Raw genomic sequence first — 25,406 nt, 5'->3', positions numbered from 1 at the left:
AAGTCTGGAGATAGGCAGTGAATCTAAACGTAATAAAAAACGCGATTTTCGTGTTGTTGTTCTCATTGATGTCGGCCTGCACGAGTATGGCGGATAACCCATCCGCGATCGGACTCAATCCGCACGAAAAGCTGGCGTCCGACGCGCGGGACTCGCTGAAATTGCTTTATGCCTCCTCGCCGAAAGCCAAGCAACTTGCCCGCCATGCAAACGCCATCCTTATCTTTCCCGATGTGCTGAAAGGCGGCCTGATTGTCGGCGCCGCTGGCGGCGACGGCGTGTTGCTCAGACCCGATGGCACGGTGATGGGCTACTACAACGCGACATCGCTCACTTACGGGCTTCAGGCCGGCGCACAGGAGTTTTCGGAAGCGATGATCTTGATGAGTCCCGCGGCGCTCAGCTACTTGCAGAGCACCGGAGGATTGTCGATTGGCACTGGCCCAACGGTGGCGATTATCGACGTAGGCATGGCGAAGGATGTGTCGACCACCACGCTTCGGTCCGACGTCTACGCATTCGTATTCGGCCAAAAAGGATTGATGGCCGGCCTGGGGTTGCAGGCGCAAAAGATCACGCGGCTGTCGAATTGACGGCGCGCGATCCGGTTCAGGCCTGAGATTGCCGATGACTCGAATAGCGCAATGCTTGATCGTCGCGATTGCTTTGAGCGTGCTGCTCTTTGCTGGCCGTCACGATCGGCGCGCACCAGAAATTCTGGCGCGGGACAGTTCGGTGGTCGATGTCATCACCGTTCGTCCGCGCAATATTCCCGTCATTCTCGATTACATCGGTCAGACCGAATTGACGCAACGCGTCGCAATCAGCGCGCGCGTGAACGCAATTTCAAAGAAGTGCATCTACCGTGCAAGCGAAGGGGAGCGTCCCGACAGTGCCATGCTTCTCGTCGATCAAAAGCGCTACGAAGTCGCGCTGGAAACGGCAAATGAACACTATGTGCGCGCGGGCATGCGGCTTGATTTTGCCCATGCGAGGGTGGATCGACTGCGCAATCTCGCCATGAAAAACTCACTAAGCCTGCGGGTATTCGACGAGGCAATCGAGGAGGAACGCGCAGCGGCCGCTGCCATGAAAATCGCGCGCGAGAAGGTCGAATCCGCTCGACGCAATCTGGGCTTCACCACCGCTATTTCGCCGGTTAGCGCGCTGGCAAGTTGCGTGAGAAAAGCGCCAGGCGCGTCTTCCAATCCGGACGGCGCGCTGCTTTCCTATGTCATCAAACTCGACCCTTTGTGGATCAACTTTTCGCTATCGGCTGACGATCTAATGAATCTGCGTGCGCAGATGCAAGGCAGTGCATTGTTGCTGCCGGGAGCCGGTAAACTCGACGCAGTCGTGGTGCTTGCCGACGGCAGCATTTATCCACAACGCGGCCAGGTGACGTTCACCGATACCGAACGCAATCCGAAGGTTCGAAGTTATCTGATCCGGGCGGAAATTCCCAATCCCGCCGGTTCGCTGCGCCCCAGCCAGTTTGTCCGCGTCAAGCTGCTGGGCGCGACGCGCGCCAACGCAATTGCCGTGCCGCAGAACGCATTGCGCGAGGGCCCGCGCGGCGCCTATGTGTGGATTGTCGATAGCAACAGCCGGGCGCGTAAGCGTCCGGTCGAACCCGGCGAGTGGAACGGCAGCGCATGGCTGATCCGTTCCGGCCTGAAGGATGGCGATCGTGTTATTGTCGGCAGCATCGTTACGCTGATCGATGGTGCCCGCGTGAAAGCGAATTCTGTGCCGATACCGCCGGCCACCGCGAATCTGGCAAACGGCGCGCCTGCGAATATAGGCTAGGCTCGCAAGCGCCGGTGAAATCCCAAAGGAGAACGCAATGGCAGAACTGATGACGTGCCTGTGGTTCGACGAAGGCCGCGCGCGCGAGGCGGCCGAATTCTACGCGGCAACCTTTCCCGATAGTCATGTCGATGCAAAGAGCGTTTCGCCTATCGAAGGCATCGGTCAGGGCGCCGAGTTGACGGTGGAATTCACCGTGCTCGGAAAACGTTTCGTAGGACTGAATGGCGGGCCGAACTACAAGCCCAGCGAGGCAACGAGCTTCATGGTGCTGACCGACAATCAGGAAGAAACCGATCGATACTGGAATGCGATCGTCGGCAATGGCGGCACGGAAGTGGCCTGCGGCTGGTGCAAGGACCGCTGGGGCTTTGCCTGGCAGATAACGCCGAAGCGCCTGCTCGAACTGGTCAGACACGCCGATAAGGAAGTGGGCCGCCGCGCGATGGAAGCGATGATGCAGATGAAGAAAATCGATATCGCTGGCATCGAGCGCGCGGCGGCTGCGTAATATCAACGACTCACATGTTCGGATAGTTCGGTCCGCCGCCGCCTTCCGGCGTGACCCAGACGATGTTCTGCGTCGGGTCCTTGATATCGCAGGTCTTGCAGTGCACGCAGTTCTGCGCGTTGATCTGCAGACGATCGGCGTTTGAATCGTCTTTCACGAATTCATAGACGCCGGCCGGGCAGAAGCGCGCCTCTGGGCCTGCGTAGGTAATCAGATTGATGCTGATCGGTACGGTCGTGTTTTTCAGCGTCAAATGCGCGGGCTGATTCTCTTCGTGATTGGTGTTCGAGATGAACACCGAAGAGAGCCGGTCGAACGTGAGCTTGCCGTCAGGTTTCGGATACTCGATCGGCTTGCATTGTGACGCGGGTTTCAGCATCTCGTTGTCGCGATGCTGGTGATGCAGCGTCCACGGCACATTGCCGCCCAGCAGTTTCTGCTCGATGCCGACCATCAGCGTGCCCAGATACAGGCCCTTGCTCATCCATTGCTTGAAGTTGCGCGCCTTGTACAACTCTTCGTGCAGCCACGACTTCTTGAACGCTTCCGGGTAAGCCGCGAGTTCATCGCTTTGACGGCCCGCCTGAACGGCTTCGAACGCGGCTTCCGCAGCCAGCATGCCGGTCTTGATCGCCGCGTGACTGCCCTTGATACGCGCTGCGTTCAGGAAGCCCGCATCGTCGCCAACGAGCGCGCCGCCCGGGAACACGAGCTTCGGCAGCGACATCAGACCACCGGCCGTCATCGCACGCGCGCCGTACGACACGCGCTTGCCGCCTTCCAGATACTGGCGGATCGCCGGATGCGTCTTGTAGCGTTGAAACTCCTCGAACGGCGACAGATACGGATTCGTATAAGCCAGGCCGACGACAAAACCCACCATCACCTGGTTGTTGTCGATGTGGTACAGGAACGAGCCGCCGTAGGTATCGCTCTCCAGCGGCCAGCCAGCCGTGTGAATCACCAGACCCGGCTGATGCTTCGCGGGATCGATTTCCCAGAGTTCCTTGATGCCGATGCCATAAACCTGCGGATCGGCGTCCTTGCCCAGCTTCAGCTTTTCGTTGAGCTGGCGGCCAAGATGTCCACGCGCGCCTTCGCAGAACAGCGTGTACTTCGCGTGCAACTCCATGCCGAGCTGGAAATTCTCGGTCGGTTCGCCATCCTTGCCCACGCCCATGTTGCCCGTCGCGACGCCCTTGACCGAGCCATCGTCGTTGAACAGCACTTCGGCGGCCGGAAAGCCGGGAAAAATCTCGACGCCGAGCGCCTCGGCCTGCTGACCCAGCCAGCGCGTCACGTTCGCGAGGCTGATGACGTAATTGCCGTGGTTCTTGAAATTGTCGGGCAGCGCCCAGTTCGGCACGGCCTTCGCGCCCGTTTCCGAGAGAAACAGGAACTTGTCTTCCGTCACGGGGACGTCCAGCGGCGCGCCTTGCTCCTTCCAGTCGGGGAAGAGTTCGGTGAGCGCGCGCGGGTCCATGACCGCGCCCGAGAGGATATGCGCCCCGATTTCAGAGCCTTTTTCCAGCACGCACACGCCAATATCGGCGCCTTTTCCGGCAGCCAGTTGCTTCAGGCGGATGGCCGCCGACAGCCCAGCCGGGCCGCCACCGACGATCACGACGTCATATTCCATCGACTCGCGTGGGCCGTATTGCTCGACGAGCGCCTGCGTCGTCATCGGCATGAGGCCTCCGTCACGGCATCGATGGCGATCGACGCCAGTTGCGCGCCCGGACCGGAGGGCCGCAGCGCCAGTTCTTCGGGGCGGCCGCTGATCCACATCGCGTGCAGCGGCGGCAGCGTCACGCCGCGCAGCAGCGTGCTCTCGACGCTCCATTGCCCGGCGAGGCTCACCAGCAGATGCGTCGTGGCCGGCGTGACGCGCAACGAATGCGCGGCCACGCTCACACGAGCGCGCGTCACGCCACGCTTGCACATCACGTTGAGGACGTTCACCGGGCGCGCGGGCAGATTCACCCACACATGCAGATCGCCGGAAAAATGCATAGGCTGCCCCGCGCGGGCGAGCAACTGGCCGTCCTGCGAACGCAGGTCGATCATGCCGTCGTCGATGGGCAGCAGCGTGCGATCGTAGCCGGGAAACTGCGAGAACTTCGCGGCGCCGTCGAGCGTCGCGATGCTCACGCGCCACGCCGCCGCGCCATGCTGCTGCGGCCCGCGCGCAAGTGTGCGCGTCACGCCGCCGCCGTTCGCCCACGGTTCGGGCGCGAGGCGCGTGCAGTCGATGAAGCGCACGGCGGTTGTTGCATCGTCGGCGCTTTGAGTGGCTTCTGCGCTGTTGACGGCAGCGGGCGAAGTCGCGAGCAGGCGCGCGGTCATGCGCGCGACTCCGAGCCCGCAACGCGCGTTTCCAGCGCGCCGACCACATCGAACAGATCGCCCACGAGGCCCACGTCGGCGACGGAGAAGATCGGCGCATCCGGGTCCTTGTTCACCGCGACGATGAACTTCGCGTCCTTCATGCCCGCCAGATGCTGGATCGCGCCCGAGATGCCGAAGGCCACGTACACATCCGGCGCGACGCTGCGCCCGGTCTGGCCGACCTGCGCCGCGTTGGGCGCGTAGCCGGCATCGACGGCGGCCCGCGAAGCGCCAAGCGCCGCGCCGAGCGTATCGGCCAGCTTGCCCAGACGCGTCATGCTGTCGGCCGATGCGACGCCGCGTCCGCCTGCGAGCACCACGCGCGCGTTGCCCAGGTCCTGGCCGCTTTGTTCGGCGGCGCGGCGCTCGATCAGACGTGTGCGCGCGAAGGGTTCCAGCGGCGCGAGCGCGACGATTTCCGCCGCGCCGCCATTCGCCGCCACAGGCGCGAACGATGTCGGGCGCACCGTAGCGAACGTGCAGGTCGTTGCGCTCGCAACAGTAGCGATTACGCTGCCTGCGTAAAGACCGCGCACGAACTGGCCATCTTCGCGCAGCGCGATGACATCGGCGAGAAAAGCGCCTGCCGTGAGCGCCGCCGCGCGTGGCAACGCAGCGCGGCCGCGTGCGCGATGGGGCGCGAGAACCGTCGAATACTGCGGGGCGAGCGCCTGCAATTGCGCGGCGACGGTTTCGGGCGCGAGCGTATCGGCGTCACCGGCAGAGGCCTGCAGCACGCGCGCCACGCCGCTGATTTGCGCCGCCGCAGTGGCGCTCGCCGCATCGAATACCAGCAGATCGACGGGTTGCCCCAGCGCGCCAGCCGCGCCTATCGTGCGCAAGGTGGCATCGGCAATCGCGCCTGCGTTGCCGATTTCGTCATCGGCCAGAACCAGCGTTCTCATCGTCATGCTCCTGCGGTTTCGAATACACGTTGACCAGCCAGCGCATCGAGCAGCGCGGCGATACCTTCGACCTTCACGCCAGGCTCGCGCACGGGCGGATCATTGAGCGCGACCACGTGGCTTTGCGCATCGAGCGCGGCCGCAGCGTCGCGCGTGGCGAGCGGCTTCTGCTTCGCCTTGACGATGCTCGGTAAGGTGACGCGGCGCGGATCGGCGAGACGCAGATCTGCGCTCACCACGGCGGGACCGTCGAGTTGCCAGGTGGACGTGCCTGCGTCGTCGCCGCAACTCACGCGCCAGCCGCCGTCGGCGGCGTCGAGCGCGCTGGCGTTGAGCGCCTGCGGCCAGCCGAGCAGCGCCGCGAGCATGGCCGCCACGCCGCCGATATCGCCGTCGATCGCCTGCTTGCCGCACAGCACGAGGCCGTAATCGGCTTCGCTCATATGCGCGGCGATCAGGCGCGCCACGGCGAGCGAATCGAGCGTGGAAGTGGCGGCGCCGGTGTCGATCAGCACGGCATCGTCGGCGCCCATGGCGAGCGCGGTGCGCAGCACGTCCTGATGCGTGGGCAGGCCGCACGTGAGCACGGTGACATGCGTGGCCACGCCGGCTTCCTTCAGTTGCAGCGCTTTTTCGAGCGCGCATTCGTCGAAGGGGTTGAGCGACATCTTCAGCCCGGCCGTATCGATGGCACCGGCGGCGCTCAGGCGCACGCGTACGTTCGGGTCCACCACGCGCTTGACGGGCACGAGAATGCGGAGAGTCATGGTCGGTTCCTGTGTGCGAAATCCTGGCGTGTTTCGTGGGCTTACGACACCGCGCCCAGACCGTATTTGCCGGTCAGCAACTGGCCGCTCGCGAAACGCGAAAGCGCATACGGTTCGAGCGAAACATCGGTTGGCAGGCCCAGCGCATGTTGCGCGAGCAACTTGCCGATGCCCGGCGAAAGCTTGAAGCCATGCCCGGAGAAACCGAAGCCCACGGTCAGACCTTCCACGTCGGCGACATTGCCGAGCACCGGGTTCCAGTCGGGCGTCACGTCGTACACACCGGTCCACGAAGAAGCGAGGCCCGCCGTTTCATAAGCCGGGAAATGTTCGGCCACCTGCGCGCCGACTTCGGCCACATAGTCGAGCGAGATATCGCCTTGCTCGGTCTCGGGCGCATTGAGCGTGTCGCCCACGACGCCTTCGGAGACCAGCATCTGGCTGCCGCCGTAGCTGCGGAAATACAGCATGCCAGCCGAACCCAGATCCTTGAAGGCGGGCATGGCGAAGGTGTAGGGCGCGGCGTCGCATTCGAGCGCGAGCACGGTATGGCGCTCGGGCTTGACCGGCAGATCCACGCCGATCCAGCCGGCGAGTTCCGGCGTCCAGATGTTCTGCGTGCTGATCAGCGTGCCGCAGCTAAAGCGCCCGGCGGTGGTATCGACGCCCACGACGCGACGGCCTTCGCGGATCACGCCGGTCACGCGGGTGTTCTCCATGATCTTCACGCCGCGGCGGCGGGCCGAGCGCGCGAAACTCGTTGCCACGAGATAGGCATCGGCGAAACCGGCTTCGGGCTCGAAACCGATCAGCGCAGCATCGTCGAACGTGGCGATCGGCAGGCGTTCGTGCGCCTGAGCGCGGTCGAGCAGTTGCACCTCGATGCCCATGTCCTGCTGCGCGCGCAGCGAAGCGGCGAGCGGATCGAGCTTGTCGCCTTCGGGGGCGGCGATCATATAACCGCATTTGACGAGACCGCAGGACGCTTCATCGTCGCCGAGATAATCGGCGAAATTATTGAACGCCCACCAGGACGCGCGGGCGAGTTCGACGTTCTGGCGCACCGAATAGTGTGTGCGCAGCAGCCCGGACGATTGCGAGGTAGTGCCGGCGCCGATCGTGCCCTGATCGACGACGAGCACGCTTTTCGCGCCGAGCGCGGCGAGATGATGGGCAACGGACGTACCGATCACGCCGGCGCCGATCACGACATAGTCATAGTGGCTCATGGGGCCCCCAGTGGGTGGACGATGGAACGCATTCTGGGACCGGGTGCTGCGCCATTTTTTTGTATTAGGCAAACTTATGGACGACGAGTGCAATTGCTCATCCTCGGCGAAAGCGTTGCCTGGCGCGGCATGATGATGTCCAGCGCGGTGCGTGATTGCCGGTTCTTTAGCTGGCCGTTTCGCCGGTCTTTCCCTTGGAGTCGACATGAGACGCACCCAGGCGCCTATCGATCTGAACGCCTTGCAGGCATTTCTCGCGGTGTGCGAGACCGGCTCGATGACGGGCGCGGCGAAACAGTTGGGCGTGAGCCAGAGCGCCGTGAGCCAGGCGATTGCTGCGCTGGAGCGCGATCAGGGCGTGACGCTGTTCGATCGCGAGAGCCGCCCGCCGCGGCCCAATGTTGCGGGGCGGGCGTTGCTGGAATTGGCGGGAGCGTTGCTCGAGCATGCGCAGATGGTGAGTACGCGGATTGGCGATGCCTCTCATGCGGGCACCTTGCCGGTGCGGCTGGGCTGTGTCGATTCGTTTGCGGCGACGGTGGGGCCGGAGTTGATCCGGGCGGTGTCGGGGACGGCTCGGCAAATCGCGCTGTGGTCCGGCTTGACGCCGGGGTTGAGCAAGCAGTTGCACGATCGGGAACTGGATCTGGCGGTGTGTACGCAGACGACGCTTAACGATGCGCGGATTGTCGAGGTGCCGCTGTTTTCTGAGGCTTTTGTTGTGGTGGTGTCGCGGGCCTGGCTGGCGGAGCGGCCTGGTGTGGATTGGCGCACGCTGGCGCTTGAGATGCCGATGATCCGCTATACGGCGCGGTCTGTGATTGGGCAGCAGGTCGAGCGGTATGCGCGGCATCTTGGGATTAATAGCCCGCGGCGCTTTGAGTTTGATGCTACCGATCCGCTGTTGAGTCTCGTTGCTGCGCGGCTTGGGTTTGCTATCTCGACGCCGCTTTGTTTGTGGCAGGCTCGGCATTATTTGCCCGATATTGCTGTGCTTCCTTTGCCTGCTGGGCGGCTTGGGCGTAGGGATTTCTTTTTGCTGCATCGGCAAGGGGAATGGGAAGCTTTTGGGCAGGAAATTGTTACGCTTACTCGGCGTGTGGTTGATGGGACTATTAAGCCTGCGCTTGCGCGTGCTTTGCCGTTTTTGGCTGAGGATGCTTTGGTTTAGGTTTTATTTTTTTCGTGTTGGTATTTGTTTGTGTTTTTTTGTTTGTTGGCATTTCCTTGTGGTCGTGTCGGTCTATTAGCGTTGCCCCTGTGCGGGGCGGCACCTACTTTTCTTTGCAGCGGCAAAGAAAAGTAGGCAAAAGAAAGCCGCTCACACCGCCAGACTGACGCAGTCCACAAACAGCCTTACGCGGGGAATGGTATAGGGGCGTCCGTCACCTCGCGCCTTCAAAGCCAGTGACAAAGCCGTCATACATCCCGTTGCTCGCTGCGCGCGCAACGGTTGGGTTTGCCGGTGAAACCAGCAAACCTTCGGTTTGCGGTTATGCCCCTCGGGGCGCGCAGCGCCCCCGGGTGGGCGGGCGCCTTGTCACTCAGTGGTATGGTGCGGGGGACCGGATGCTCCTATACCTTTCCCCCTAAAAGGCGGTTTGTGGACTGCGTCATTCTGGCGTTTGTAGCGGCTTTCTTTTGCCTACTTTTCTTTGCCGCTGCAAAGAAAAGTAGGTGCCGCCCCGCACAGGGGCGACGCTAATAGACCGACACGAAAACAAGGAAATGCCAACGCCTTAAGAAATTCGACAAAAGGAGGATCAATAAGATGACCGAACTATTCAGCATAGAGCGCGGCGAAGCCCCTCTATTAATATCGATCCCTCATTTAGGAACAAAAATCCCCCAAGCGCTCGAACACCTCTACACAGAAGAAGCAAAAAAACTAGCCGACACCGACTGGCACCTCAACCGCCTATACTCTTTCGCAAGAGAACTAAACGCCACGATAATCGGCGCAGAAATCTCCCGCTACGTGATCGACCTGAACCGCCCGCCAAACGACGAAAGCCTCTACCCAGGCCAGACAACAACAGGCTTATGCCCGAGCGAAACCTTCCGCGGCGAGCCGCTCTACAAACCCGACTGCGCCCCAACAGAAGCAGAACGCGCAAAGCGGGTAGCACAATACTGGCAGCCCTACCACGAAGCCCTAAAAACTGAATTAAAGCGCCTGAGAGCGACCCACAAAAACGTCCTGCTATGGGAAGCGCACTCGATAGCCAGCGTGCTGCCGCGCCTGTTCGAAGCGAAGCTGCCGGACCTGAACCTGGGCACCCAGGACGGCCGCACGTGTGCAGAAGAAGTGCAGCAAGCCGCCATTGCAGCGATGACCCAAAGCCCCTACACGTCAATCGCCAATGGCCGCTTTAAAGGCGGCTACATCACCCGCAGCTTTGGCGCGCCGGCCCACGGCATCCACGCGATCCAACTGGAAATGTGCCAGTCGACGTATATGAATGAAGACGCCCCATTCAACTACATGAGCGACCGCGCAGAAGCGGTCCAGCCGACCTTGCGCAACATGGTTAGCGCAGCGCTCGAAGCCGTAAAGCAGCTCGCCTGAACAGCAGCATAAGCATCACTGATACTGCAGCGTAAGCGGGCGTCCGATTTCAGTGCAGGGACGCTCCGCAGGCAGGAACGACACGCACCGTAAGCAGGCAGCACCGAACAGAAGCACAGCAACACAGCGCAGCACGAAAGCCCGCAACCACGCGCCAGATGTTTATCTACAGGAACTTTTGATTCACAGCGATAAACTTGGCACGGAGGTTGCATAAGAAAGACCCGAAGACTTCACTCCGCGCTACCCGGCGGATAAATGAAGATCGACAGGAATTGAATGGGCGTCTTGATGAGCCGCTCGGGGCCATGAGGAATATCGGCCTGAAAGGTGAGCGTGTCGCCGGGATGCAGAACGTAGGTGTGCTGGCCGTGGCGGTATTCCAGCACGCCCTTGAGCATGTGAATGAATTCAGTACCGGGATGTTCGAATGTCGGGAATCGCTCCGCTTCGTCTTCCATGGTGATGAGAAAGGGTTCGAAGGCTTTGCGCGGGCCCTGATCGTAAGCGAGCAGATGGTAGGTGTGACCGCGTTTGGTGCCTTTGCGAACCACTTCCATCCCCGCGCCTTTCTTGACGAGCTGTGCGCCGCCCTGCGGTACGTCGAAGTTGCGAAACAGCGTGGAGAGCGAGACGCCCAGCGTCTGCGCGATGCGGTTCAGGATGTCGAGCCCGGTCGAGGTCTGCGCGTTCTCGATCTTCGAGAGCATGCCGCGGCTGATGCCGGCCTGGTCGGCAACCTGCGCGATGGTCAGGCCGTGACGCAGGCGCAGTTCGCGCAGCGTCGCGCCCAGGTAGCGTTCGAGGGGTGTTTTGCTGTCGTCCGCGGTTTGCATGGTCGGTCCCGGTACTGATGAGCAGATAGGCAGGAATAGGAATAGCAGTCCGGCACGTGAAGGCTCGGCACGTCCTTCGTGCGCGCCGGAGGTTTAACTGCAGGAAGCATTGTTGCATGACAGGAAAGGCAGTTCCAGAAATCGTAATGCCTGATCTCAGCCGGCGTCCCCGCAATGGCGGTCAGGTCTGAAGCAAGCGTAAAGCCGGGTGCGTGGCGCACGGCCTCTTTCAACCGCCAATGCAGTAGTTGCAAGGAGTAACGATGAATCTGAACGATGCGGGCAAGCTGCCGCTCAACGAGCCAGTCGGCGTGCCGCGCTTTGACTCGGCCGAGGACGCGCAGAGCTGGCTCAGCCAGCAGGGCGTGAAATATGTATTGGCGCAGTTCGTCGATATTCACGGTGTCGCCAAGGCCAAGTCGGTGCCGCTCGCGCATCTGAAGAGCGTGCTCAAGGCCGGCGCCGGTTTCGCGGGCTTCGCGATCTGGGGCGTGGGCATCGAGCCCAATGGTCCCGATTACATGGCCGTCGGCGATCTCGCTACGCTCACGCCGGTGCCCTGGCAGCCGGGCGTTGCGCGCATCGTCTGCGACGGTCATGTCGATGGCGAGGCCTGGGCCTACGATTCGCGCGTCACGCTCAAGCGTCAGACCGCCAGGCTCGATGCACGCGGCTGGACCTTGTTTACAGGCCTGGAACCCGAATTCTCGCTGCTGCGCCGCTCCGCTTCCGGCACGCTGGAGCCGTGCGATCCCAGCGATACGCTTGCCAAACCCTGTTACGACTACAAGGGCCTGTCGCGCACGCGCGTGTTCCTCGAACGTCTGACCGAAGCCATGCGCTCGGTGGGCATCGACGTCTATCAGATCGATCACGAAGACGCCAACGGCCAGTTCGAAATCAACTACACGTATACCGATTGCCTGACTTCGTGCGATCACTACGTATTCTTCAAGATGGCCGCTTCGGAGATCGCCAACGATCTCGGCATGATCTGCTCGTTCATGCCCAAGCCGTTCGCGAATCGTCCCGGCAATGGCATGCATATGCACATGTCGATCGGCGACGGCAAACGCAATCTGTTCGCCGATTCCAGCGACCCGCTCGGCATGGGGCTTTCGAAGCTCGGCTATCAGTTCACGGCGGGTCTGCTCAAGCACGCACCGGCGCTCACGGCGCTGTGCAACCCCACGGTCAACTCGTACAAGCGTCTGGTCGTGGGCCGCTCGCTCACGGGCGCAACGTGGGCGCCCGCCTATGTGAGTTACGGCGACAACAACCGCTCGACGATGGTGCGCATGCCCGGCGAGCGCATCGAACTGCGTCTGCCCGATGGCGCGTGCAATCCCTATCTGGCGACGGCCGCCGTGCTCGCGGCCGGTCTCGACGGCATCGACAACGATCTCGATCCGGGCGCGCCTTCGAACGAGAACCTCTACGAGTGGTCGAGCGACAAGCTCAAGGAACACGGCATCGCCGTGCTGCCGCAGAACCTCGAACAGGCGCTCGACGCGCTCGAAACCGACACGCTGATCTGCGAAGCGCTCGGCCCCGTCGCGCAGGAATTCATCAAGCTCAAGCGCATGGAATGGCTCGAATACATGCGCCACGTTTCCGACTGGGAACTGAAAAGCTACCTCGAATTTTTCTAAGGAGAACACCTATGTGCGGAATCGTAGGCTTGCTGGTGAAAACGCCGGCGCTACGCGAGCGGCTCGGCGAACTGATGGTGCCGATGTTGATCGGCATGACCGAGCGCGGTCCCGATTCGGCGGGTCTCGCCGTGTTCGGCAAGGAAGTCGACGCGAGCCAGCGAAAACTGAGCCTTTACTCGGGTTTCACCGAGGAAGGCGCGCAGTTCCCGTGGCAGACGCTGCTGGACAAACTCAATAGCGCGATGGACGTGACCGCGCGCATCGACGCGAAATCGAATCATGCCGTGCTCACGCTGCAAGGCAGCGCGGAGAAAGTGAAGGCGTGGATCGACGAAAACTATCCGAAGCTCTATCTGCTTTCGACGGGCCGCTCGATCGATCTGTACAAGGACATCGGCTCGCCCGCCGAAGTGGCCGCGCGCTACGACTTTTCGAAGCTCAAGGGCTCGCATCTGGTCGGTCACACGCGCATGGCGACGGAGTCCGCCGTCACGCCCGATCGCGCGCATCCGTTCACGGCCGGCGAAGACTTCTGCCTCGTGCACAACGGTTCGCTGTCGAACCCGTATGGCGTGCGCCGCAAGCTGGAGCCGCTGGGTATTCGCTTCGATACCGACAACGACACGGAAGCCGCCTGCCGTTTCCTGGAGTGGCGTCTGCGTGAAGGTGATGCGCTGCCCGAAGCGCTGCAAAAAGGCTTCGAGGAACTGGACGGTTTCTACACCTTCCTGATGGGCACCTCGAACGAACTCGCGCTGATCCGCGATCCGTTCGCCTGCAAGCCCGCTGTCGTGGCCGAAAACGACGATTACGTGGCGATCGCGTCCGAGTTCCGCTCGCTCGCGCATCTGCCCGACATTCGCAACGCGAAGGTATTCGAACCCGCACCCGAGGAGATGTACGTATGGAAGGCGTAACTTTCGACCTGGAAAACCAGGGCGTGCGGGAACTGAACCAGTACCTGCACGGCGATGCGGCTGCGCTCAAAGGCCAGCAGATCAGCGTGACGTCGCCTAACGGCGCGCACAACATCGCGGTGGGCGTGGACGCGGACGTGCACGTACGCGTCGAAGGCCACGCGGGCTATTACGCGGGCGGCATGAACAAGCACGCCACCATCGTGATCGAAGGCAGCGCCGGCACCGGCGTGGGCGAGAACATGATGAGCGGCAAGGTGCACGTGCGCGGCTTCGCATCGAATGGCGCGGGCGCTTCGGCGCACGGCGGGCTGCTGGTGATCGACGGCGATGCGGGCCTGCGCTGCGGTATTTCGCTCAAGGGCGGCGATATCGTGGTGGGTGGATCGGTGGGCAGTTTCTCGGCGTTCATGGCGCAGGCCGGGCGTCTGGTGATCTGCGGCGATGCGGGCGATGCGCTCGGCGATTCGCTCTACGAAGCTGTGCTTTACGTGAAGGGCGAAGTGAAATCACTGGGCGCCGACGCGCAATTCGAGCCGATGACCGATGCCGATATCGCTGCCTTGCGCGGTCTGCTCGACGCCGCCGGGATGGATCACGATCCGGCGCAGTTCCGCCGCATCGCTTCGGCCCGTACGCTCTACCACTGGAACGCGGACGCGGACCAGGAATATTGAGCCTCGTTGAACCTCGTTGAACCACATAGATCGAGAAGGTCCCCATGGAAACCAAACCGGTTCATTTCGCGCGTCTGCAACAGGAAGAGTCCAGCACCTTCGACCGCAAGACCATCGATTACATCCACACCGCCGCGCAGCGCGGCCTCTATGAAATTCGCGGGCTCGGCTCGAAGAAGACGGTGCCGCATTTCGACGATCTGCTGTTTCTCGGCGCTTCGCTGTCGCGTTATCCGCTCGAAGGGTATCGCGAGAAATGCAGCTCGCAAACCATTCTCGGCACGCGCTACGCGAAGAAGCCGATCGTGCTCGACACGCCCGTGACGATTGCGGGCATGAGCTTCGGCGCATTGTCGGCGAACGTGAAGGAAGCGCTGGGACGCGCCGCCACGGCGGCGGGCACGTCCACGACGACCGGCGACGGCGGCATGACCCAGGAAGAGCGCCAGTCGTCGAAGACGCTGGTGTATCAGTGCCTGCCGTCGCGCTACGGCTTCAATCCCGACGACGTGCGTCGCGCCGACGCCATCGAAGTCGTGATCGGCCAGGGTGCGAAGCCGGGCGGCGGCGGCATGCTGCTCGGCCAGAAGGTGAACCCGCGCGTGGCGTCCATGCGCACGCTGCCCGCCGGTGTCGATCAGCGCTCGGCGAGCCGTCACCCCGACTGGACCGGCCCCGACGATCTCGCGATCAAGATTCAGGAACTGCGCGAAATCACCGACTGGGAAAAACCGATCTACGTGAAAGTCGCCGCCACGCGCACCTTCAACGACGTGAAGCTGGCCGTGCACGCGGGCGCGGACGTGGTGGTGATCGACGGTATGCAGGGCGGCACGGCGGCCACGCAAAGCTGCTTTATCGACAACGTGGGCATTCCCACGCTGGCAGCGGTGCGTCAGGCCGTGGATGCGCTCGAAGACCTCAACATGAAGGGCAAGGTGCAGCTGATCGTCTCGGGCGGCATCCGCACGGGCGCCGATGTGGCGAAGGCGCTGGCGCTGGGCGCGGATGCCGTGGCGATCGGTCAGGGCGTGCTGATGGCGCTGGGCTGCAACAGCGAATCGTATTTCCAGAACGGCGCGCTGCATTCGGCCGTGGCGGATTACGCGGCGCTCAACACCGCGCCGGGTTTCTGCCATCACTGCCACACGGGCAAGTGCCCGGTGGGCGTGACGACGCAGGACGCCGTGCTCGAAAAGCGTCTGGAGCCGGAAGAGGGCGCGCGCCGCGTGCGCAACTACCTCAAGACGCTGACGATGGAACTCACCACCATCGCGCGCGCCTGCGGCAAGCAGAACGTGCATCACCTGGAGCCGGAAGACCTCGTGGCGATCACCGTGGAAGCCGCGGCGATGGCGCGCGTGCCGCTGGCGGGCACGTCGTGGATTCCCAGCCTGACGCGCTAATGCGTGGCGATTTATTTTGCAAAGTAGTCCGTAGTAAATCGGCGTGATAGAAAGGATGTGGCCGCGCTAAAGGCCGCCGCGCGCATCGCCACTGCAGCGATGCGCGCGTCATCCATCCGAAGAAGTCCACCACACCAGGCCGTCGCGGCGCTGCCGCACCGGTACCGAACAAGGGCGACACCGCCTGGATGATCGTCGCGACGCTGCTGGTCGTGATGATGGCCGCACCCGGACTCGGCCTCTTTTACGGCGGCATGGTGCGCGCGAAAAACATGCTCTCCGTGCTGATGCAGACGCTCGTGATCTTCTGTCTGCTCGGCGTGCTGTGGGCCGTGTACGGCTATAGCGTGGCCTTTACCGAAGGCAATGCCTTTTTCGGCGGCTTTTCCAAGCTGTTTCTCGCGGGCGTGACGCCCGACACCACGGCATCGACATTCAGCAAAGGCGTGGTGATTCCCGAATATATCTACGTGTCGTTCCAGCTGACGTTCGCGGCGATCACGCCCGCGCTCATCATCGGCGGAATTGCGGAGCGTGCGAAGTTCTCCGCGGTGCTGGCCTTCATGGTGCTGTGGTTCACGTTCTCCTATCTGCCGATCGCGCATATGGTGTGGTACTGGCCCGGCCCGGACGCCTACACGAGCGCCGCAGCCGCCGATAAAGCCAACGCCACGGCAGGCTTCCTGTTCCAGAAGGGTGCGCTCGATTTCGCGGGCGGCACGGTGGTGCACATCAACGCGGGTATCGCGGCACTGGTGGGTGCGATCATGATCGGCAAGCGCGTGGGTTATGGGCGCGAACACATGGCGCCGCATAACCTCACGATGACGATGGTGGGCGGCTCGCTGCTGTGGGTGGGCTGGTTCGGCTTCAATGTCGGCTCGAATCTGGAAGCGAACGGCGCGGCTTCGCTCGCCTTCATCACGACGCTGCTGGCCACCTGCGCCGCCACGGTGGCGTGGACTTTCGTCGAATGGGCGTTCAAGGGCAAGCCGTCGATGCTCGGCGCGGTGTCGGGCGCGATTGCGGGTCTTGTGGTCATCACGCCGGCCTGCGGCTTTGTCGGGCCGATGGGCGCGATCGTCATGGGACTGGTCGCGGGTGCGCTGTGCTACTGGGGCGTGAATGGCCTCAAGCGCATGCTGGGCGTGGACGATTCGCTCGACGTGTTCGGCGTGCACTGCATCGGCGGGATTGCGGGCGCGCTGCTGACGGGCGTGTTCGCTTCACCGCGTCTGGGCGGCACGGGTGTCTACGATTACGTGGCGAACAAGGTCGGCGACTACGACATGGCGAGCCAGATGATCGCGCAGTGCTGGGGCGTGGGCACCTCGCTGGTGTGGTCGGCGGTGGTGTCGTTCGTCGCGTTCAAGCTGGTGGACAAGGTGTTCGGCCTGCGCGTCGATCAGGACGGCGAGCGCGAAGGGCTCGACGTCAGCACCCATGGCGAGACGGCTTATCACGCGTAACCGGACGCATAAGCGGCCACGGCGCTTACGCGCCGTTGGGCGGCTGGGCGGGAGAAGGCATAATATGGCATGCCATTGGCCGGCGGGCGCTGCGTGCGCCGGCCGCCGATGGACGTTGCCAGATCCTTCGCCAACCTTTATCAGCCGTCCGCCGTCCATGTCCGACCTCAGAATCGACCGTAATGCCAAGACGCTGCGCGAACTCACGCTCGACAAGCTGCGTGGCGCGATCGTGCAGGGTTACTTCCGTCCGGGCGCGCGCCTTGTCGAACGCACGCTCTGCGACGAACTCGGCGTGAGCCGCACCGTCGTGCGCGAAGTGCTGCGCCATCTGGAAACCGAAGGGCTTGTGGAGAGCGTCGGGCGCCAGGGGCCGGTGGTCGCGCGGCTCGACCCGCAGCAGGTGGGCGAGATTTACGAACTACGCGCCCTGCTTGAAGCGAACGCGGCGCGCGCCTGCGCCGAACAATCCACGCCTGAACTCATGGCGCGTCTGCGCGAACTGCGCGCGGTGATCGAAGCCGCTTTTGTGGCGCAGGAACTGGCGCGCGTGCTCGATTACACCGAACGCTTTTACGACGCGATGTTCGAAGGCGCGGGCAAGAGCGTGTCGCTGGGCGTCGTGAAGACGCTCAATGCGCGCATCAACCGCCTGCGCGCGCTGACGATCGCCACGCCAGGCCGCAGCAACGAATCGAACCGCGAGATGAACGCGCTGCTCGATGCGATCGAACGGCACGACGGCGATGCGGCCGCAGCGGCTTCGACAGCGCATATTCGCCGGACGGCCGAACTCGCGATGGCGGCGCTGGCGCGGCTGGAAGAGGGCGAGGCGCAACCTTAAGCGAATCGCCTCGCTTTGCCACAAGCGAATCAATCGACAATGCGGCGCAAAAACAATTAAAAGTAAATGCGATCTGCATCATATATCCGCTACATCAATCGGCATTGATGGCGCTCGCCATCACCTACAATCCGCCGAATCGACATAAGCCTCCAGGGCCGGCCGCGTTTGTCGCGAAGCCGGCCCTAAACAATTCTGGCTTCCGGTCGATATAACAAAGCGGGGCTTAAAGACCCCGCATGTTCATTAGCACAATCATCAAAACAACATGACCAAACTGAGAATACTTACCCTGTGCGTTCCGCTGTCCATGCTCGCCGCATGTTCGGTGGTCGCGACGCCTTATTCCCCTTCTGTCGAAAATATCCAGTCGCTCAAAACCGCGGCGCCGGTTCAGGCGCGAATCGGCGACTTCAGCAGCCAGGACGGCAGCAACAATCACTATCCCGTTCAATTGCGCGCAGACCGTATGCGCTCGCCCGTCGGCAATTCATTTGCCGCGTACCTGTCGAATGCCGTCGCACAGGAGCTGACGATAGCCGGAGCGCTGTCGCCGAATGCGTCGGTCGAACTCGATGGCGTATTGCTTGAGAACAATGTGGATGTCGGCGTTGGCACCGGCGTGGGCACGATTTCGGCGCGCTTTATCGTCAAGCGCGATGGCACGGTGCGTTATGAGCAGGTGAAGTCGGCGCGCGGAGAATGGGATTCTTCGTTTGCGGCAATGATCGCCGTGCCGCGCGCCACGCAGCAATACCCGCTTGTCGTGCAGAAACTGCTCGGCGAACTCTATGCCGATCCCGCATTTATCAATGCGATTCGCTAAATCCTTCGATCACTCAAACAATAAATTCACTATGCAATTCTTCAACGTATTTCGCGGTGTATTTGCGGCTAGCGTGATTGCCGTTCTCTCCGGTTGCGCGCACGACATTGCAATCTCGGGCGATAACTCGGCGCTCGTTTCGAAGACGGCAGCGCCGATCAACAAGACGGTCGGTCTCGTCATCACCGACGAAGAGCGCAGCAAGGAAGTCGTCACGCCGGGCGGCGGCGGCGACAAAGTGGCGTACAAGCCTTATCGCGATCTCGAACTGCCGATCTATCTCGAACTGAGCAACCTCTTCAAGGACGTCGTCAAACTGAACGCAGCGCCCGACGCGGCGACCGTGCAGGCGAAGAACCTGAGCTACGTCGTCACGCCGACGATCACGACGACCTCGCATTCGCCCAGCCTGCTGACCTGGCCGCCGACCGATTTCACGGTCACGCTCGAATGCACGGTGACCGATCCGAGCGGCAAGGTGGTGACGCAGAAGTCGGTGACGGGTTCGGGCCATGCCGAATTCAGCGAGTTCAAGCGTAATTTCGGCCTGGCTGCGCAACGCGCGACCGTCGATGCCGTGCAGAAGATGCAATCGGCCATGCAGGACTCGGTCGAGCTTCAGCATTAAGCGGGTAGAGCGCCGGATGGCTTCAGGCCCACTGGATGGTGGGCCTGGTGCTCGCGGAATCTTTATTCAGTGCGCCTTGCCGCCTGCGTCCAGGTGCGCCTCCAGAAACTCAATCAGCGCCCGCACCTTCGCATTGAGCGCGGATCGCTCGGCCACACAGGCGTAAATCTCCATCGGTTCGGGTTCGGCGCAGGCCTGCGTGCGCCGGTTCCCATCGAATAAACGTACCAGCCGGCCGCTGTCGATCAGCGGCTGCGCCACGAAGCTCGCCAGCCGCGCGATGCCGCCGCCATTCACGGCGATCTGCGCCAGCATATCGATATCGTCGCCGATAAATTCCGCGTTGAGCTGCGCGTCGAAGCGCTGGCCATCGCGCACGAAACCCCAAGGCAAAAAACGACCATCGGTCGGATAGCGGAACACCAGACACGCGTGATGCTTGAGCGCCTCGGGCGTTTCCGGCACGCCCGCACGCTCCAGATACGCGGGCGACGCGCACACCACGAAGGGCCGCGACGCGATGCGCCGCGCGATCAGACGCTCGTCGAGTTGCGCGCCGATACGCAGACTCACATCGACACCTTCGAGCCGGTGATCGACGCGCCGGTCCGTGCTGATCAATTCGATATCGATACGCGGATACGCGGCCTTGAACGCCGGCATCAGCGGCGCGAGGACGTGACGCCCGAACGCCGCCGTCGTGGCGATGCACAAGGCGCCGTGCGGCTCGCTCGTGCCCGTGGCGGCCTGCGAGGCAAGCTCCAGATCGCGCGGAATATGGCGCACTTTCTCGTAGTAGCGCGTGCCGCTCTCGGTCAGCGCCATGCTGCGCGTCGTGCGCGAGAGCAGCCGCACGCCCAGATGCGTTTCGAGCCGCGAAAGATTCTGGCTGACCGCCGCCGCACTCATGCCCTGGGCGCGCGCCGCCGCCGCAATGCTGCCGCCCTCGACCACGCGGATAAAACTGTTGATCAGACCCAGAACGTTCATCGGCGCCTCGTCGCTTGAATTCGTTGATTTTACTTAAGAATGAATCAAGCGCGATGCCGCTACCGGCGCACCGACCCCCTTGCTACGCTGGCCGCTCCTTCAATCTCGAGGTTTTCGCCGATGGCTATCGAAACAGCACAAAATACGCTGAAATTCCGCTTTCCCCGCCGGCTCACGCCTTATGTCTTCGCGCTCTACATGGCGACGATCATGGCGTTCCTGATGTGCCTGGTCATCACCTTCGCCGAATTCGGCGTGGACGCGCATTACATGGAAAACGTGAAGAATGCCTATCGCGTGGCGATGCCGGCGGCGTTTGTCTGCGTGCTGATCGTGCGGCCGGTCGTCATGCGTCTGGTGGCGTGGACCGTGCACGCGGGCGATTGAGGCGTCGTCGATTCCGACGCCCGAGCGTGTTCAGCTTTGCCCTTCGTGGCGGATGCGCTTGAGGATAAGCACGCACATCGCGGGCAGATGAACCACGCCCATGCCGCCCAGAATCACGACCCAGGGCGGCGCGATGGTCCCCGCCAGCATCCCCGAAATCGTCCCGAACGCCAGTGCCACCAGTATCAGCACGGCATGCGCGATAAAGCGCTGGCGGCGCGTAGCCGTGAAGCGCGGCAGGCTCACATGGACGTAAATCATGACGAGCAGGGAGGCGGTGGCGATCAGAGGAAACATGGCGACAGAGCAAATAAAACCGGTGTGGCGCGATGTTACGCGAGGCGGGCGGTTTGTGTTGAGGCGCTTGTTCGTGCGCTGGCCGCCCACCCTCCGATTCAGCGCCGATAGAAACCCGCGCCAGCGATCCCGCCCTCGTTATCCGCTCGAGCGCATCGCGCCCTGATCGCGCCAACCTCATACCTATCATGGTATTCCATAATATTGACAGCCTTTTTGTCTCCCATAACATGGCATACCATAATCTCATGCAACGCGAATCGATCCGAACCGACCCGAATCGCTGCGCGTTAGCTCATCGAGCAACAAGCAACACGACACGCAGGACATGACGCAGGCCCGCGCCTGCCGTCCCCAAGGAGTACGCGATGAACGCCATCCCCCAGACCGATGCCTTCGATACCGCAGGTTTTCGCCGCGCCCTGGGCGCCTTCGTCACCGGCGTGACGGTCGTCACGACCGTGCAGGCCGACGGCACGCCGCGCGGCTTTACGGCGAATTCTTTCACCTCGGTTTCGCTCGATCCGCCGCTCGTGCTGGTGTGCGTCGCGAAGAGCGCCGCAAGCTTCGACGTGTTTTCGCAGACGCCGCAATTCGCCGTGAGCGTGCTCGCCGAAGACCAGAAGGACGTCTCCGGCGTTTTCGCCTCGAAAAGCCCGGACAAATTCGCCCAGGTCGCCTGGCAAACGCGCGCCACGGGTGCGCCGGTCATGCACGGCTCGGCGGCGCATTTCGACTGCGCCACGCATGACGTGATCGACGCGGGCGACCACATCATCCTGCTCGGCCGCGTGCTCGATTTCGCCAACACGGGTTTGTCGCCGCTCGGTTATTGCCGCGGCGCGTATGTGAACTTCAGCCTCTCGCAGGAAGCGCTCGCCGCCACGGCCGCGAGCGAGCACGCCCATGTGGGCGCGATCCTCGAAAACTCGGATGGCGTCGTGCTGCTCGAAACGCCCGAAGGTTTGCGTCTGCCGTGCGGCACGCGTCTCGAAGCGGCCAACGATCCGAAGAGCCTGCGCGGCATGCTCTCGCGTCTTGGCCTGATTGCGCACCTCGACTTCATTTTTGCCGTGTTTGAATCGACGCAGGCGCGCGCGCAAGGCAGCGACGGCGTGCGCATCTTCTATCGCGGCCGCGTGGTCGCGCAGCGCGGCATGAGCGCGCCGGAGTTGTACATCGTGCCGCTCGCGCAAGTGCCCTGGGACGAGATGTGCGATCCCGCCGAGCGCTCGATGCTGCAGCGCTACGTGAAGGAGCGCCACGAAGACGCCTTCGGCGTGTATGTCGGCGATAGCGAAGCCGGCACGGTCCAGACGCTCGCGCTGGCCTGATGCCAGCGCACACGCAAAACCGCACACAACAAACCACACACGAATAAAGCTTTTCACGCCACTCCGGCCGCCCGAACACCGTTGTCACGCAAGTCAACTCTCGCAGTCTTTTGATCCGTGGAGAAAGTCATGAGCAGCAGATGGACCCTGTACGCCGCGCCGCTGATCGCGGCAAGCGTGACGATGCTGGCGGCCGCGCCCGCGCTGGCCGCCGACCCGATCGTGTTCGCCAGTTGGGGCGGCACCACGCAGTCATCGCAGCAGAAGAACTGGGCGCAGCCGTTCGCGCAGGCCACGGGCATCAACGTGCTGATGGACGGCCCGACCGATTACGGCAAGTTCAAGGCGATGGTGGAAAGCGGCAACGTCAACTGGGACGTCGTCGATGTGGAAGGCGATTTTGCCTACGCCGCCGCGAAAGACGGCCTGATCGAGCCGATCGATTATTCGGTCGTGAAGAAGGACGAACTGGACCCGCGTTTCTCCTCGCCGCAAGCGGTGGGCAGCTTCTATTACTCGTTCGTGCTGGGCTATAACAAGTCGGCGTTCAAGGGCGCGCAGCCGTCCACCTGGGCCGATCTGTTCGACACGAAGAAATTCCCCGGCAAGCGCACGTTCTATAAATGGTCCGCGCCGGGCGTGCTGGAAATCGCGCTGCTCGCCGACGGCGTGCCGCCCAGCAAGCTCTATCCGCTCGATCTCGACCGCGCCTTCAAGAAGCTCGACACCATCAAGAGCGACATCGTCTGGTGGAGCGGCGGCGCGCAGTCGCAGCAGTTGCTGGCTTCGGGCGAAGCGTCGATGGGCATGTTCTGGAACGGACGCCTGCACGCGCTCCAGGCCACCGGCGTGCCGGTCGGCATCTCGTGGAACCAGAACCTCACCGCCGCCGACATGCTGGTGATCCCGAAGGGCGCGAAGCATCGCGACGCCGCGCTCAAATTCCTTGCGACCGCAACGAGTCCGCAAGCGCAGGCGAAGTTCGCCGCCGATACCGGTTACGCGCCGATCAACGTGAAATCGGCCGCGCTGATGACACCCGCCGTAGCGAAGACGCTGCCCGACCAGTTCACGCAGTCGCAGATCAATCTCGACATGAAGTACTGGGCCGCCAATCGCGACGCCATCGCCAAACGCTGGTACGCCTGGCAGGCGAAATAAGCCGAAGTCAGCGGACTTCAGCGGCGATTCACGGACTCAATGTCGTAACGATGCGCACCGCGCCCTGCGGTGCGCACGGGAGAGATCATGCCTAACGTTATGAGCACCGTCGCACACGCGCCGGTCGACGCGCCGCCGAAGCGGCGTAGCTGGCGCAACGCGCGGCTGCTGGCCCCCGCGCTGCTGCTGCTCGCCATTTTCTTCGTGCTGCCGGTGCTTTCGCTGCTGCTGCGCAGCGTGATGGAGCCCACGCCCGGCCTGCACAACTACGCGCAACTGCTCGGGTCGAGCACTTATCTGCGCGTGTTCGGCAATACGTTTCTGGTGGCGGGCGTGGTTACGGTGGTGACCGTGGCGATCGGCTTTCCGACGGCCTGGCTGCTCGCCATCGCGCCGCGCTGGTTGAGCACGACGCTGTTCTCGATCCTGCTGCTGTCGATGTGGACCAATCTGCTAGCGCGGACTTTCGCGTGGATGGTGCTGCTTCAGCAGACCGGCCCGATCAACCGTTTGCTGATGGCGCTGGGCATCATCGATCAGCCGCTCACGCTGGTGAATAACCTGATCGGCGTCACGGTGGGCATGACCTACATCATGCTGCCGTTTCTCGTGATGCCGCTGCACGCCACGCTGCGCGGCATCGATCCCGCCACCTTGCGCGCTGCCGCCGTGTGCGGTGCGAGCCGCTGGCAGGCGTTCTGGCGCATTCTCGTGCCGCTGGCGATGCCGGGCATTGCCTCGGGCGCGCTGATGGTGTTCGTGATGGCGCTCGGTTACTTCGTGACGCCCGCGCTGCTCGGCGGTCCGTCGTACATGATGCTCGCCGAACTGATCGCGCAACTCGTGCAGGAACTGCTGAACTGGGGGCTCGCGGGCGCGGCCGCATTCGTGCTGCTCGCCGTGACGCTCGGGCTCTACGCGCTGCAACTGCGCTTTACCGGCGGCGCGCGCCAAAGCCTCGGAGGACGTTGACATGTTGCTCGACTTCGATCGTCTCGGTGCGGTGCGCGTGCTGCTCATCGCCATCGGTGCGCTGGTGGCGCTGTTCCTGCTGCTGCCGATTGTGTTTATCGTCGCGCTGTCGTTCGGCGACTCGCAATGGCTCGCGTTTCCGCCGCCAGGCTGGACGCTGGAGTGGTATCGCCAATTGTTCACCGATGCCGGCTGGCTCGACTCGCTCATGACCAGCATGAAGCTGGCGGTGATCGTCACGGTGCTGTCGGTTTCGCTGGGCTTTCTCGCTTCGCTGGCGCTGGTGCGCGGCAAGTTTCGCGGCCGCGCCGCCGTGCAGGCCTTCTTCCTCACGCCGATGGTGTTGCCCGTGGTCGTGCTGGCGGTCGCGCTCTACGCGTTCTTCCTGCGCATTGGGCTGGCCGGCACGATGACCGGTTTCGTGATCGGCCATCTGATCATCGCGCTGCCGTTCGCGATCATCGCCATCAGCAATTCGCTCGCGGGCTTCGATACCGCGCTGGAAGATGCCGCGCTGATTTGCGGCGCCTCGCCGCTGGCGGTGAAATGGCGCGTGACGTTGCCCGCGATCCGCCTCGGACTCGTTGCGGCCGCAATCTTCTCGTTCCTCGCTTCGTGGGACGAAGTGGTGGTGTCGATCTTCATGGCGAGCCCCACCTTGCAGACGCTGCCCGTGCGTATCTGGGCGACGCTGCGCCAGGACCTCACGCCCGTGGTGGCGGCGGCGTCCTCGCTGCTGGTGGCGCTCACCACCGTGCTGATGCTGGCGAGTGCGCTGCTGCGCCGCGCCCGCCAGGCGATCCAGTAACCGATCCCGGAGACGTAAGCC

General features: G+C 62.9%; 25 protein-coding genes and 1 pseudogene. 18 read left to right on the top strand and 8 right to left on the bottom strand.

What is annotated here, in order from left to right; translation table 11 throughout:
- The first annotated feature begins 17 nt into the window (after positions 1 to 17).
- From G3N59_RS23045 to G3N59_RS23035, 3 genes are read left to right on the top strand one after another with little or no spacing between them, the layout of a single operon-like run.
- The gene (locus tag G3N59_RS23045; RefSeq protein ID WP_346777918.1) at positions 18 to 593 is read left to right on the top strand and encodes a lipid-binding SYLF domain-containing protein; all 576 of its coding nucleotides are present in this window, start codon (positions 18 to 20) and stop codon (positions 591 to 593) included.
- Between the two features lie 55 nt (positions 594 to 648).
- Positions 649 to 1,809 carry an efflux RND transporter periplasmic adaptor subunit gene (locus G3N59_RS23040; RefSeq protein WP_205985099.1) on the top strand — a complete coding sequence of 387 codons (1,161 nt, stop codon included), beginning with the start codon at positions 649 to 651 and terminating at the stop codon, positions 1,807 to 1,809.
- A gap of 37 nt (positions 1,810 to 1,846) precedes the next feature.
- On the top strand, positions 1,847 to 2,320 hold the full coding sequence (locus tag G3N59_RS23035) for a VOC family protein (RefSeq protein WP_205985098.1): 474 nt from the start codon (positions 1,847 to 1,849) through the stop codon (positions 2,318 to 2,320).
- Positions 2,321 to 2,330: 10 nt separating this feature from the next.
- On the opposite strand, the gene G3N59_RS23030 is transcribed toward G3N59_RS23035, so the two are convergent.
- The 5 genes from G3N59_RS23030 to G3N59_RS23010 are packed head-to-tail and all read right to left on the bottom strand — an operon-like array spanning position 2,331 to position 7,609.
- Entirely contained in the window at positions 2,331 to 4,004 is a 1,674-nt protein-coding gene (locus tag G3N59_RS23030) for an electron transfer flavoprotein-ubiquinone oxidoreductase (protein WP_205985171.1), read from the bottom strand.
- Positions 4,001 to 4,666 (bottom strand): HutD family protein, encoded by a 666-nt coding sequence (locus tag G3N59_RS23025; protein WP_205985097.1) that lies wholly within the window; start codon positions 4,664 to 4,666, stop codon positions 4,001 to 4,003. Before G3N59_RS23025 ends, G3N59_RS23030 begins: the two co-directional genes overlap by 4 nt.
- Complete coding sequence (locus G3N59_RS23020) at positions 4,663 to 5,613, bottom strand: electron transfer flavoprotein subunit alpha/FixB family protein (RefSeq protein ID WP_205985096.1); 951 nt, start codon at positions 5,611 to 5,613, stop codon at positions 4,663 to 4,665. Before G3N59_RS23020 ends, G3N59_RS23025 begins: the two co-directional genes overlap by 4 nt.
- A gap of 2 nt (positions 5,614 to 5,615) precedes the next feature.
- Positions 5,616 to 6,380 carry an electron transfer flavoprotein subunit beta/FixA family protein gene (locus tag G3N59_RS23015; RefSeq protein ID WP_205985095.1) on the bottom strand — a complete coding sequence of 255 codons (765 nt, stop codon included), beginning with the start codon at positions 6,378 to 6,380 and terminating at the stop codon, positions 5,616 to 5,618.
- Positions 6,381 to 6,421: 41 nt separating this feature from the next.
- Complete coding sequence (locus G3N59_RS23010; RefSeq protein WP_205985094.1) at positions 6,422 to 7,609, bottom strand: FAD-dependent oxidoreductase; 1,188 nt, start codon at positions 7,607 to 7,609, stop codon at positions 6,422 to 6,424.
- A gap of 205 nt (positions 7,610 to 7,814) precedes the next feature.
- On the opposite strand from G3N59_RS23010, the gene G3N59_RS23005 reads away from it, so the two are divergent.
- A complete protein-coding gene (locus tag G3N59_RS23005; protein ID WP_205985093.1) occupies positions 7,815 to 8,780 on the top strand; it encodes a LysR family transcriptional regulator in 966 nt (321 codons plus the stop codon).
- Positions 8,781 to 9,380: 600 nt separating this feature from the next.
- Positions 9,381 to 10,178, top strand: a complete 798-nt coding sequence (hutG, locus tag G3N59_RS23000) for an N-formylglutamate deformylase (protein WP_205985092.1) — start codon at positions 9,381 to 9,383, stop codon at positions 10,176 to 10,178.
- Between the two features lie 233 nt (positions 10,179 to 10,411).
- On the opposite strand, the gene G3N59_RS22995 is transcribed toward hutG, so the two are convergent.
- A complete protein-coding gene (locus G3N59_RS22995; RefSeq protein WP_205985091.1) occupies positions 10,412 to 11,014 on the bottom strand; it encodes an XRE family transcriptional regulator in 603 nt (200 codons plus the stop codon).
- Between the two features lie 263 nt (positions 11,015 to 11,277).
- Between G3N59_RS22995 and glnT the strand changes: the two genes are divergently transcribed.
- The 8 genes and pseudogenes from glnT (at position 11,278) to G3N59_RS22955 (ending at position 19,436) form a co-directional block, all read left to right on the top strand.
- Positions 11,278 to 12,666 (top strand): type III glutamate--ammonia ligase, encoded by a 1,389-nt coding sequence (glnT, locus tag G3N59_RS22990; RefSeq protein WP_205985090.1) that lies wholly within the window; start codon positions 11,278 to 11,280, stop codon positions 12,664 to 12,666.
- Between the two features lie 11 nt (positions 12,667 to 12,677).
- Positions 12,678 to 13,586 (top strand): glutamine amidotransferase family protein, encoded by a 909-nt coding sequence (locus tag G3N59_RS22985; protein ID WP_205985089.1) that lies wholly within the window; start codon positions 12,678 to 12,680, stop codon positions 13,584 to 13,586.
- Complete coding sequence (locus G3N59_RS22980; RefSeq protein ID WP_205985088.1) at positions 13,574 to 14,263, top strand: protein glxC; 690 nt, start codon at positions 13,574 to 13,576, stop codon at positions 14,261 to 14,263. Before G3N59_RS22985 ends, G3N59_RS22980 begins: the two co-directional genes overlap by 13 nt.
- 44 nt (positions 14,264 to 14,307) lie before the next feature.
- Entirely contained in the window at positions 14,308 to 15,669 is a 1,362-nt protein-coding gene (locus tag G3N59_RS22975) for an FMN-binding glutamate synthase family protein (RefSeq protein WP_205985087.1), read from the top strand.
- A 99-nt stretch (positions 15,670 to 15,768) separates the two neighbouring features.
- Positions 15,769 to 17,138, top strand: a pseudogene (locus G3N59_RS22970) (ammonium transporter).
- A 157-nt stretch (positions 17,139 to 17,295) separates the two neighbouring features.
- Positions 17,296 to 17,982: a GntR family transcriptional regulator gene (locus tag G3N59_RS22965; protein WP_205985086.1), complete on the top strand. Its 687-nt coding sequence runs from the start codon at positions 17,296 to 17,298 to the stop codon at positions 17,980 to 17,982.
- Between the two features lie 268 nt (positions 17,983 to 18,250).
- On the top strand, positions 18,251 to 18,808 hold the full coding sequence (locus tag G3N59_RS22960; RefSeq protein ID WP_205985085.1) for a hypothetical protein: 558 nt from the start codon (positions 18,251 to 18,253) through the stop codon (positions 18,806 to 18,808).
- Between the two features lie 31 nt (positions 18,809 to 18,839).
- Positions 18,840 to 19,436: a hypothetical protein gene (locus tag G3N59_RS22955; protein ID WP_205985084.1), complete on the top strand. Its 597-nt coding sequence runs from the start codon at positions 18,840 to 18,842 to the stop codon at positions 19,434 to 19,436.
- A gap of 66 nt (positions 19,437 to 19,502) precedes the next feature.
- Here G3N59_RS22955 and G3N59_RS22950 read toward each other — a convergent pair whose 3' ends face one another.
- Positions 19,503 to 20,426: a LysR family transcriptional regulator gene (locus G3N59_RS22950; protein WP_205985083.1), complete on the bottom strand. Its 924-nt coding sequence runs from the start codon at positions 20,424 to 20,426 to the stop codon at positions 19,503 to 19,505.
- A gap of 120 nt (positions 20,427 to 20,546) precedes the next feature.
- On the opposite strand from G3N59_RS22950, the gene G3N59_RS22945 reads away from it, so the two are divergent.
- Entirely contained in the window at positions 20,547 to 20,813 is a 267-nt protein-coding gene (locus tag G3N59_RS22945; protein WP_205985082.1) for a DUF2798 domain-containing protein, read from the top strand.
- Positions 20,814 to 20,843: 30 nt separating this feature from the next.
- On the opposite strand, the gene G3N59_RS22940 is transcribed toward G3N59_RS22945, so the two are convergent.
- A complete protein-coding gene (locus tag G3N59_RS22940; protein WP_205985081.1) occupies positions 20,844 to 21,110 on the bottom strand; it encodes a hypothetical protein in 267 nt (88 codons plus the stop codon).
- Between the two features lie 368 nt (positions 21,111 to 21,478).
- Between G3N59_RS22940 and G3N59_RS22935 the strand changes: the two genes are divergently transcribed.
- The 4 genes from G3N59_RS22935 (at position 21,479) to G3N59_RS22920 (ending at position 25,385) form a co-directional block, all read left to right on the top strand.
- The gene (locus tag G3N59_RS22935; protein WP_205985080.1) at positions 21,479 to 22,444 is read left to right on the top strand and encodes a flavin reductase family protein; all 966 of its coding nucleotides are present in this window, start codon (positions 21,479 to 21,481) and stop codon (positions 22,442 to 22,444) included.
- Positions 22,445 to 22,573: 129 nt separating this feature from the next.
- Entirely contained in the window at positions 22,574 to 23,605 is a 1,032-nt protein-coding gene (locus G3N59_RS22930) for an ABC transporter substrate-binding protein (protein ID WP_205985079.1), read from the top strand.
- Between the two features lie 87 nt (positions 23,606 to 23,692).
- Positions 23,693 to 24,577: an ABC transporter permease gene (locus G3N59_RS22925; protein WP_205985078.1), complete on the top strand. Its 885-nt coding sequence runs from the start codon at positions 23,693 to 23,695 to the stop codon at positions 24,575 to 24,577.
- Position 24,578: 1 nt separating this feature from the next.
- The gene (locus G3N59_RS22920) at positions 24,579 to 25,385 is read left to right on the top strand and encodes an ABC transporter permease (RefSeq protein WP_205985077.1); all 807 of its coding nucleotides are present in this window, start codon (positions 24,579 to 24,581) and stop codon (positions 25,383 to 25,385) included.
- The last annotated feature ends 21 nt before the right edge of the window (positions 25,386 to 25,406 follow it).

It is taken from the genome of Paraburkholderia sp. Ac-20340, assembly GCF_017104965.1.
Classification (GTDB): Bacteria; Pseudomonadota; Gammaproteobacteria; order Burkholderiales; family Burkholderiaceae; genus Paraburkholderia.
This window is presented reverse-complemented; position numbering and strand designations above follow the sequence as displayed.

What these genes read in the sequence shown, in the direction of transcription:
- G3N59_RS22950 (WP_205985083.1), bottom strand. Translation starts at nt 20,426, where the DNA reads ATGAACGTTCTGGGTCTGATCAACAGTTTTATCCGCGTGGTCGAGGGC.
- G3N59_RS22925 (WP_205985078.1), top strand. Translation starts at nt 23,693, where the DNA reads ATGCCTAACGTTATGAGCACCGTCGCACACGCGCCGGTCGACGCGCCG.
- G3N59_RS23005 (WP_205985093.1), top strand. Translation starts at nt 7,815, where the DNA reads ATGAGACGCACCCAGGCGCCTATCGATCTGAACGCCTTGCAGGCATTT.
- G3N59_RS22960 (WP_205985085.1), top strand. Translation starts at nt 18,251, where the DNA reads ATGACCAAACTGAGAATACTTACCCTGTGCGTTCCGCTGTCCATGCTC.
- G3N59_RS23010 (WP_205985094.1), bottom strand. Translation starts at nt 7,609, where the DNA reads ATGAGCCACTATGACTATGTCGTGATCGGCGCCGGCGTGATCGGTACG.
- G3N59_RS23025 (WP_205985097.1), bottom strand. Translation starts at nt 4,666, where the DNA reads ATGACCGCGCGCCTGCTCGCGACTTCGCCCGCTGCCGTCAACAGCGCA.
- G3N59_RS23015 (WP_205985095.1), bottom strand. Translation starts at nt 6,380, where the DNA reads ATGACTCTCCGCATTCTCGTGCCCGTCAAGCGCGTGGTGGACCCGAAC.
- G3N59_RS22955 (WP_205985084.1), top strand. Translation starts at nt 18,840, where the DNA reads ATGCAATTCTTCAACGTATTTCGCGGTGTATTTGCGGCTAGCGTGATT.
- G3N59_RS22980 (WP_205985088.1), top strand. Translation starts at nt 13,574, where the DNA reads ATGGAAGGCGTAACTTTCGACCTGGAAAACCAGGGCGTGCGGGAACTG.
- G3N59_RS22935 (WP_205985080.1), top strand. Translation starts at nt 21,479, where the DNA reads ATGAACGCCATCCCCCAGACCGATGCCTTCGATACCGCAGGTTTTCGC.
- glnT (WP_205985090.1), top strand. Translation starts at nt 11,278, where the DNA reads ATGAATCTGAACGATGCGGGCAAGCTGCCGCTCAACGAGCCAGTCGGC.
- G3N59_RS23035 (WP_205985098.1), top strand. Translation starts at nt 1,847, where the DNA reads ATGGCAGAACTGATGACGTGCCTGTGGTTCGACGAAGGCCGCGCGCGC.
- G3N59_RS22940 (WP_205985081.1), bottom strand. Translation starts at nt 21,110, where the DNA reads ATGTTTCCTCTGATCGCCACCGCCTCCCTGCTCGTCATGATTTACGTC.
- hutG (WP_205985092.1), top strand. Translation starts at nt 9,381, where the DNA reads ATGACCGAACTATTCAGCATAGAGCGCGGCGAAGCCCCTCTATTAATA.
- G3N59_RS22975 (WP_205985087.1), top strand. Translation starts at nt 14,308, where the DNA reads ATGGAAACCAAACCGGTTCATTTCGCGCGTCTGCAACAGGAAGAGTCC.
- G3N59_RS23030 (WP_205985171.1), bottom strand. Translation starts at nt 4,004, where the DNA reads ATGACGACGCAGGCGCTCGTCGAGCAATACGGCCCACGCGAGTCGATG.
- G3N59_RS22945 (WP_205985082.1), top strand. Translation starts at nt 20,547, where the DNA reads ATGGCTATCGAAACAGCACAAAATACGCTGAAATTCCGCTTTCCCCGC.
- G3N59_RS22930 (WP_205985079.1), top strand. Translation starts at nt 22,574, where the DNA reads ATGAGCAGCAGATGGACCCTGTACGCCGCGCCGCTGATCGCGGCAAGC.
- G3N59_RS23020 (WP_205985096.1), bottom strand. Translation starts at nt 5,613, where the DNA reads ATGAGAACGCTGGTTCTGGCCGATGACGAAATCGGCAACGCAGGCGCG.
- G3N59_RS22965 (WP_205985086.1), top strand. Translation starts at nt 17,296, where the DNA reads ATGTCCGACCTCAGAATCGACCGTAATGCCAAGACGCTGCGCGAACTC.
- G3N59_RS22995 (WP_205985091.1), bottom strand. Translation starts at nt 11,014, where the DNA reads ATGCAAACCGCGGACGACAGCAAAACACCCCTCGAACGCTACCTGGGC.
- G3N59_RS22985 (WP_205985089.1), top strand. Translation starts at nt 12,678, where the DNA reads ATGTGCGGAATCGTAGGCTTGCTGGTGAAAACGCCGGCGCTACGCGAG.
- G3N59_RS22920 (WP_205985077.1), top strand. Translation starts at nt 24,579, where the DNA reads ATGTTGCTCGACTTCGATCGTCTCGGTGCGGTGCGCGTGCTGCTCATC.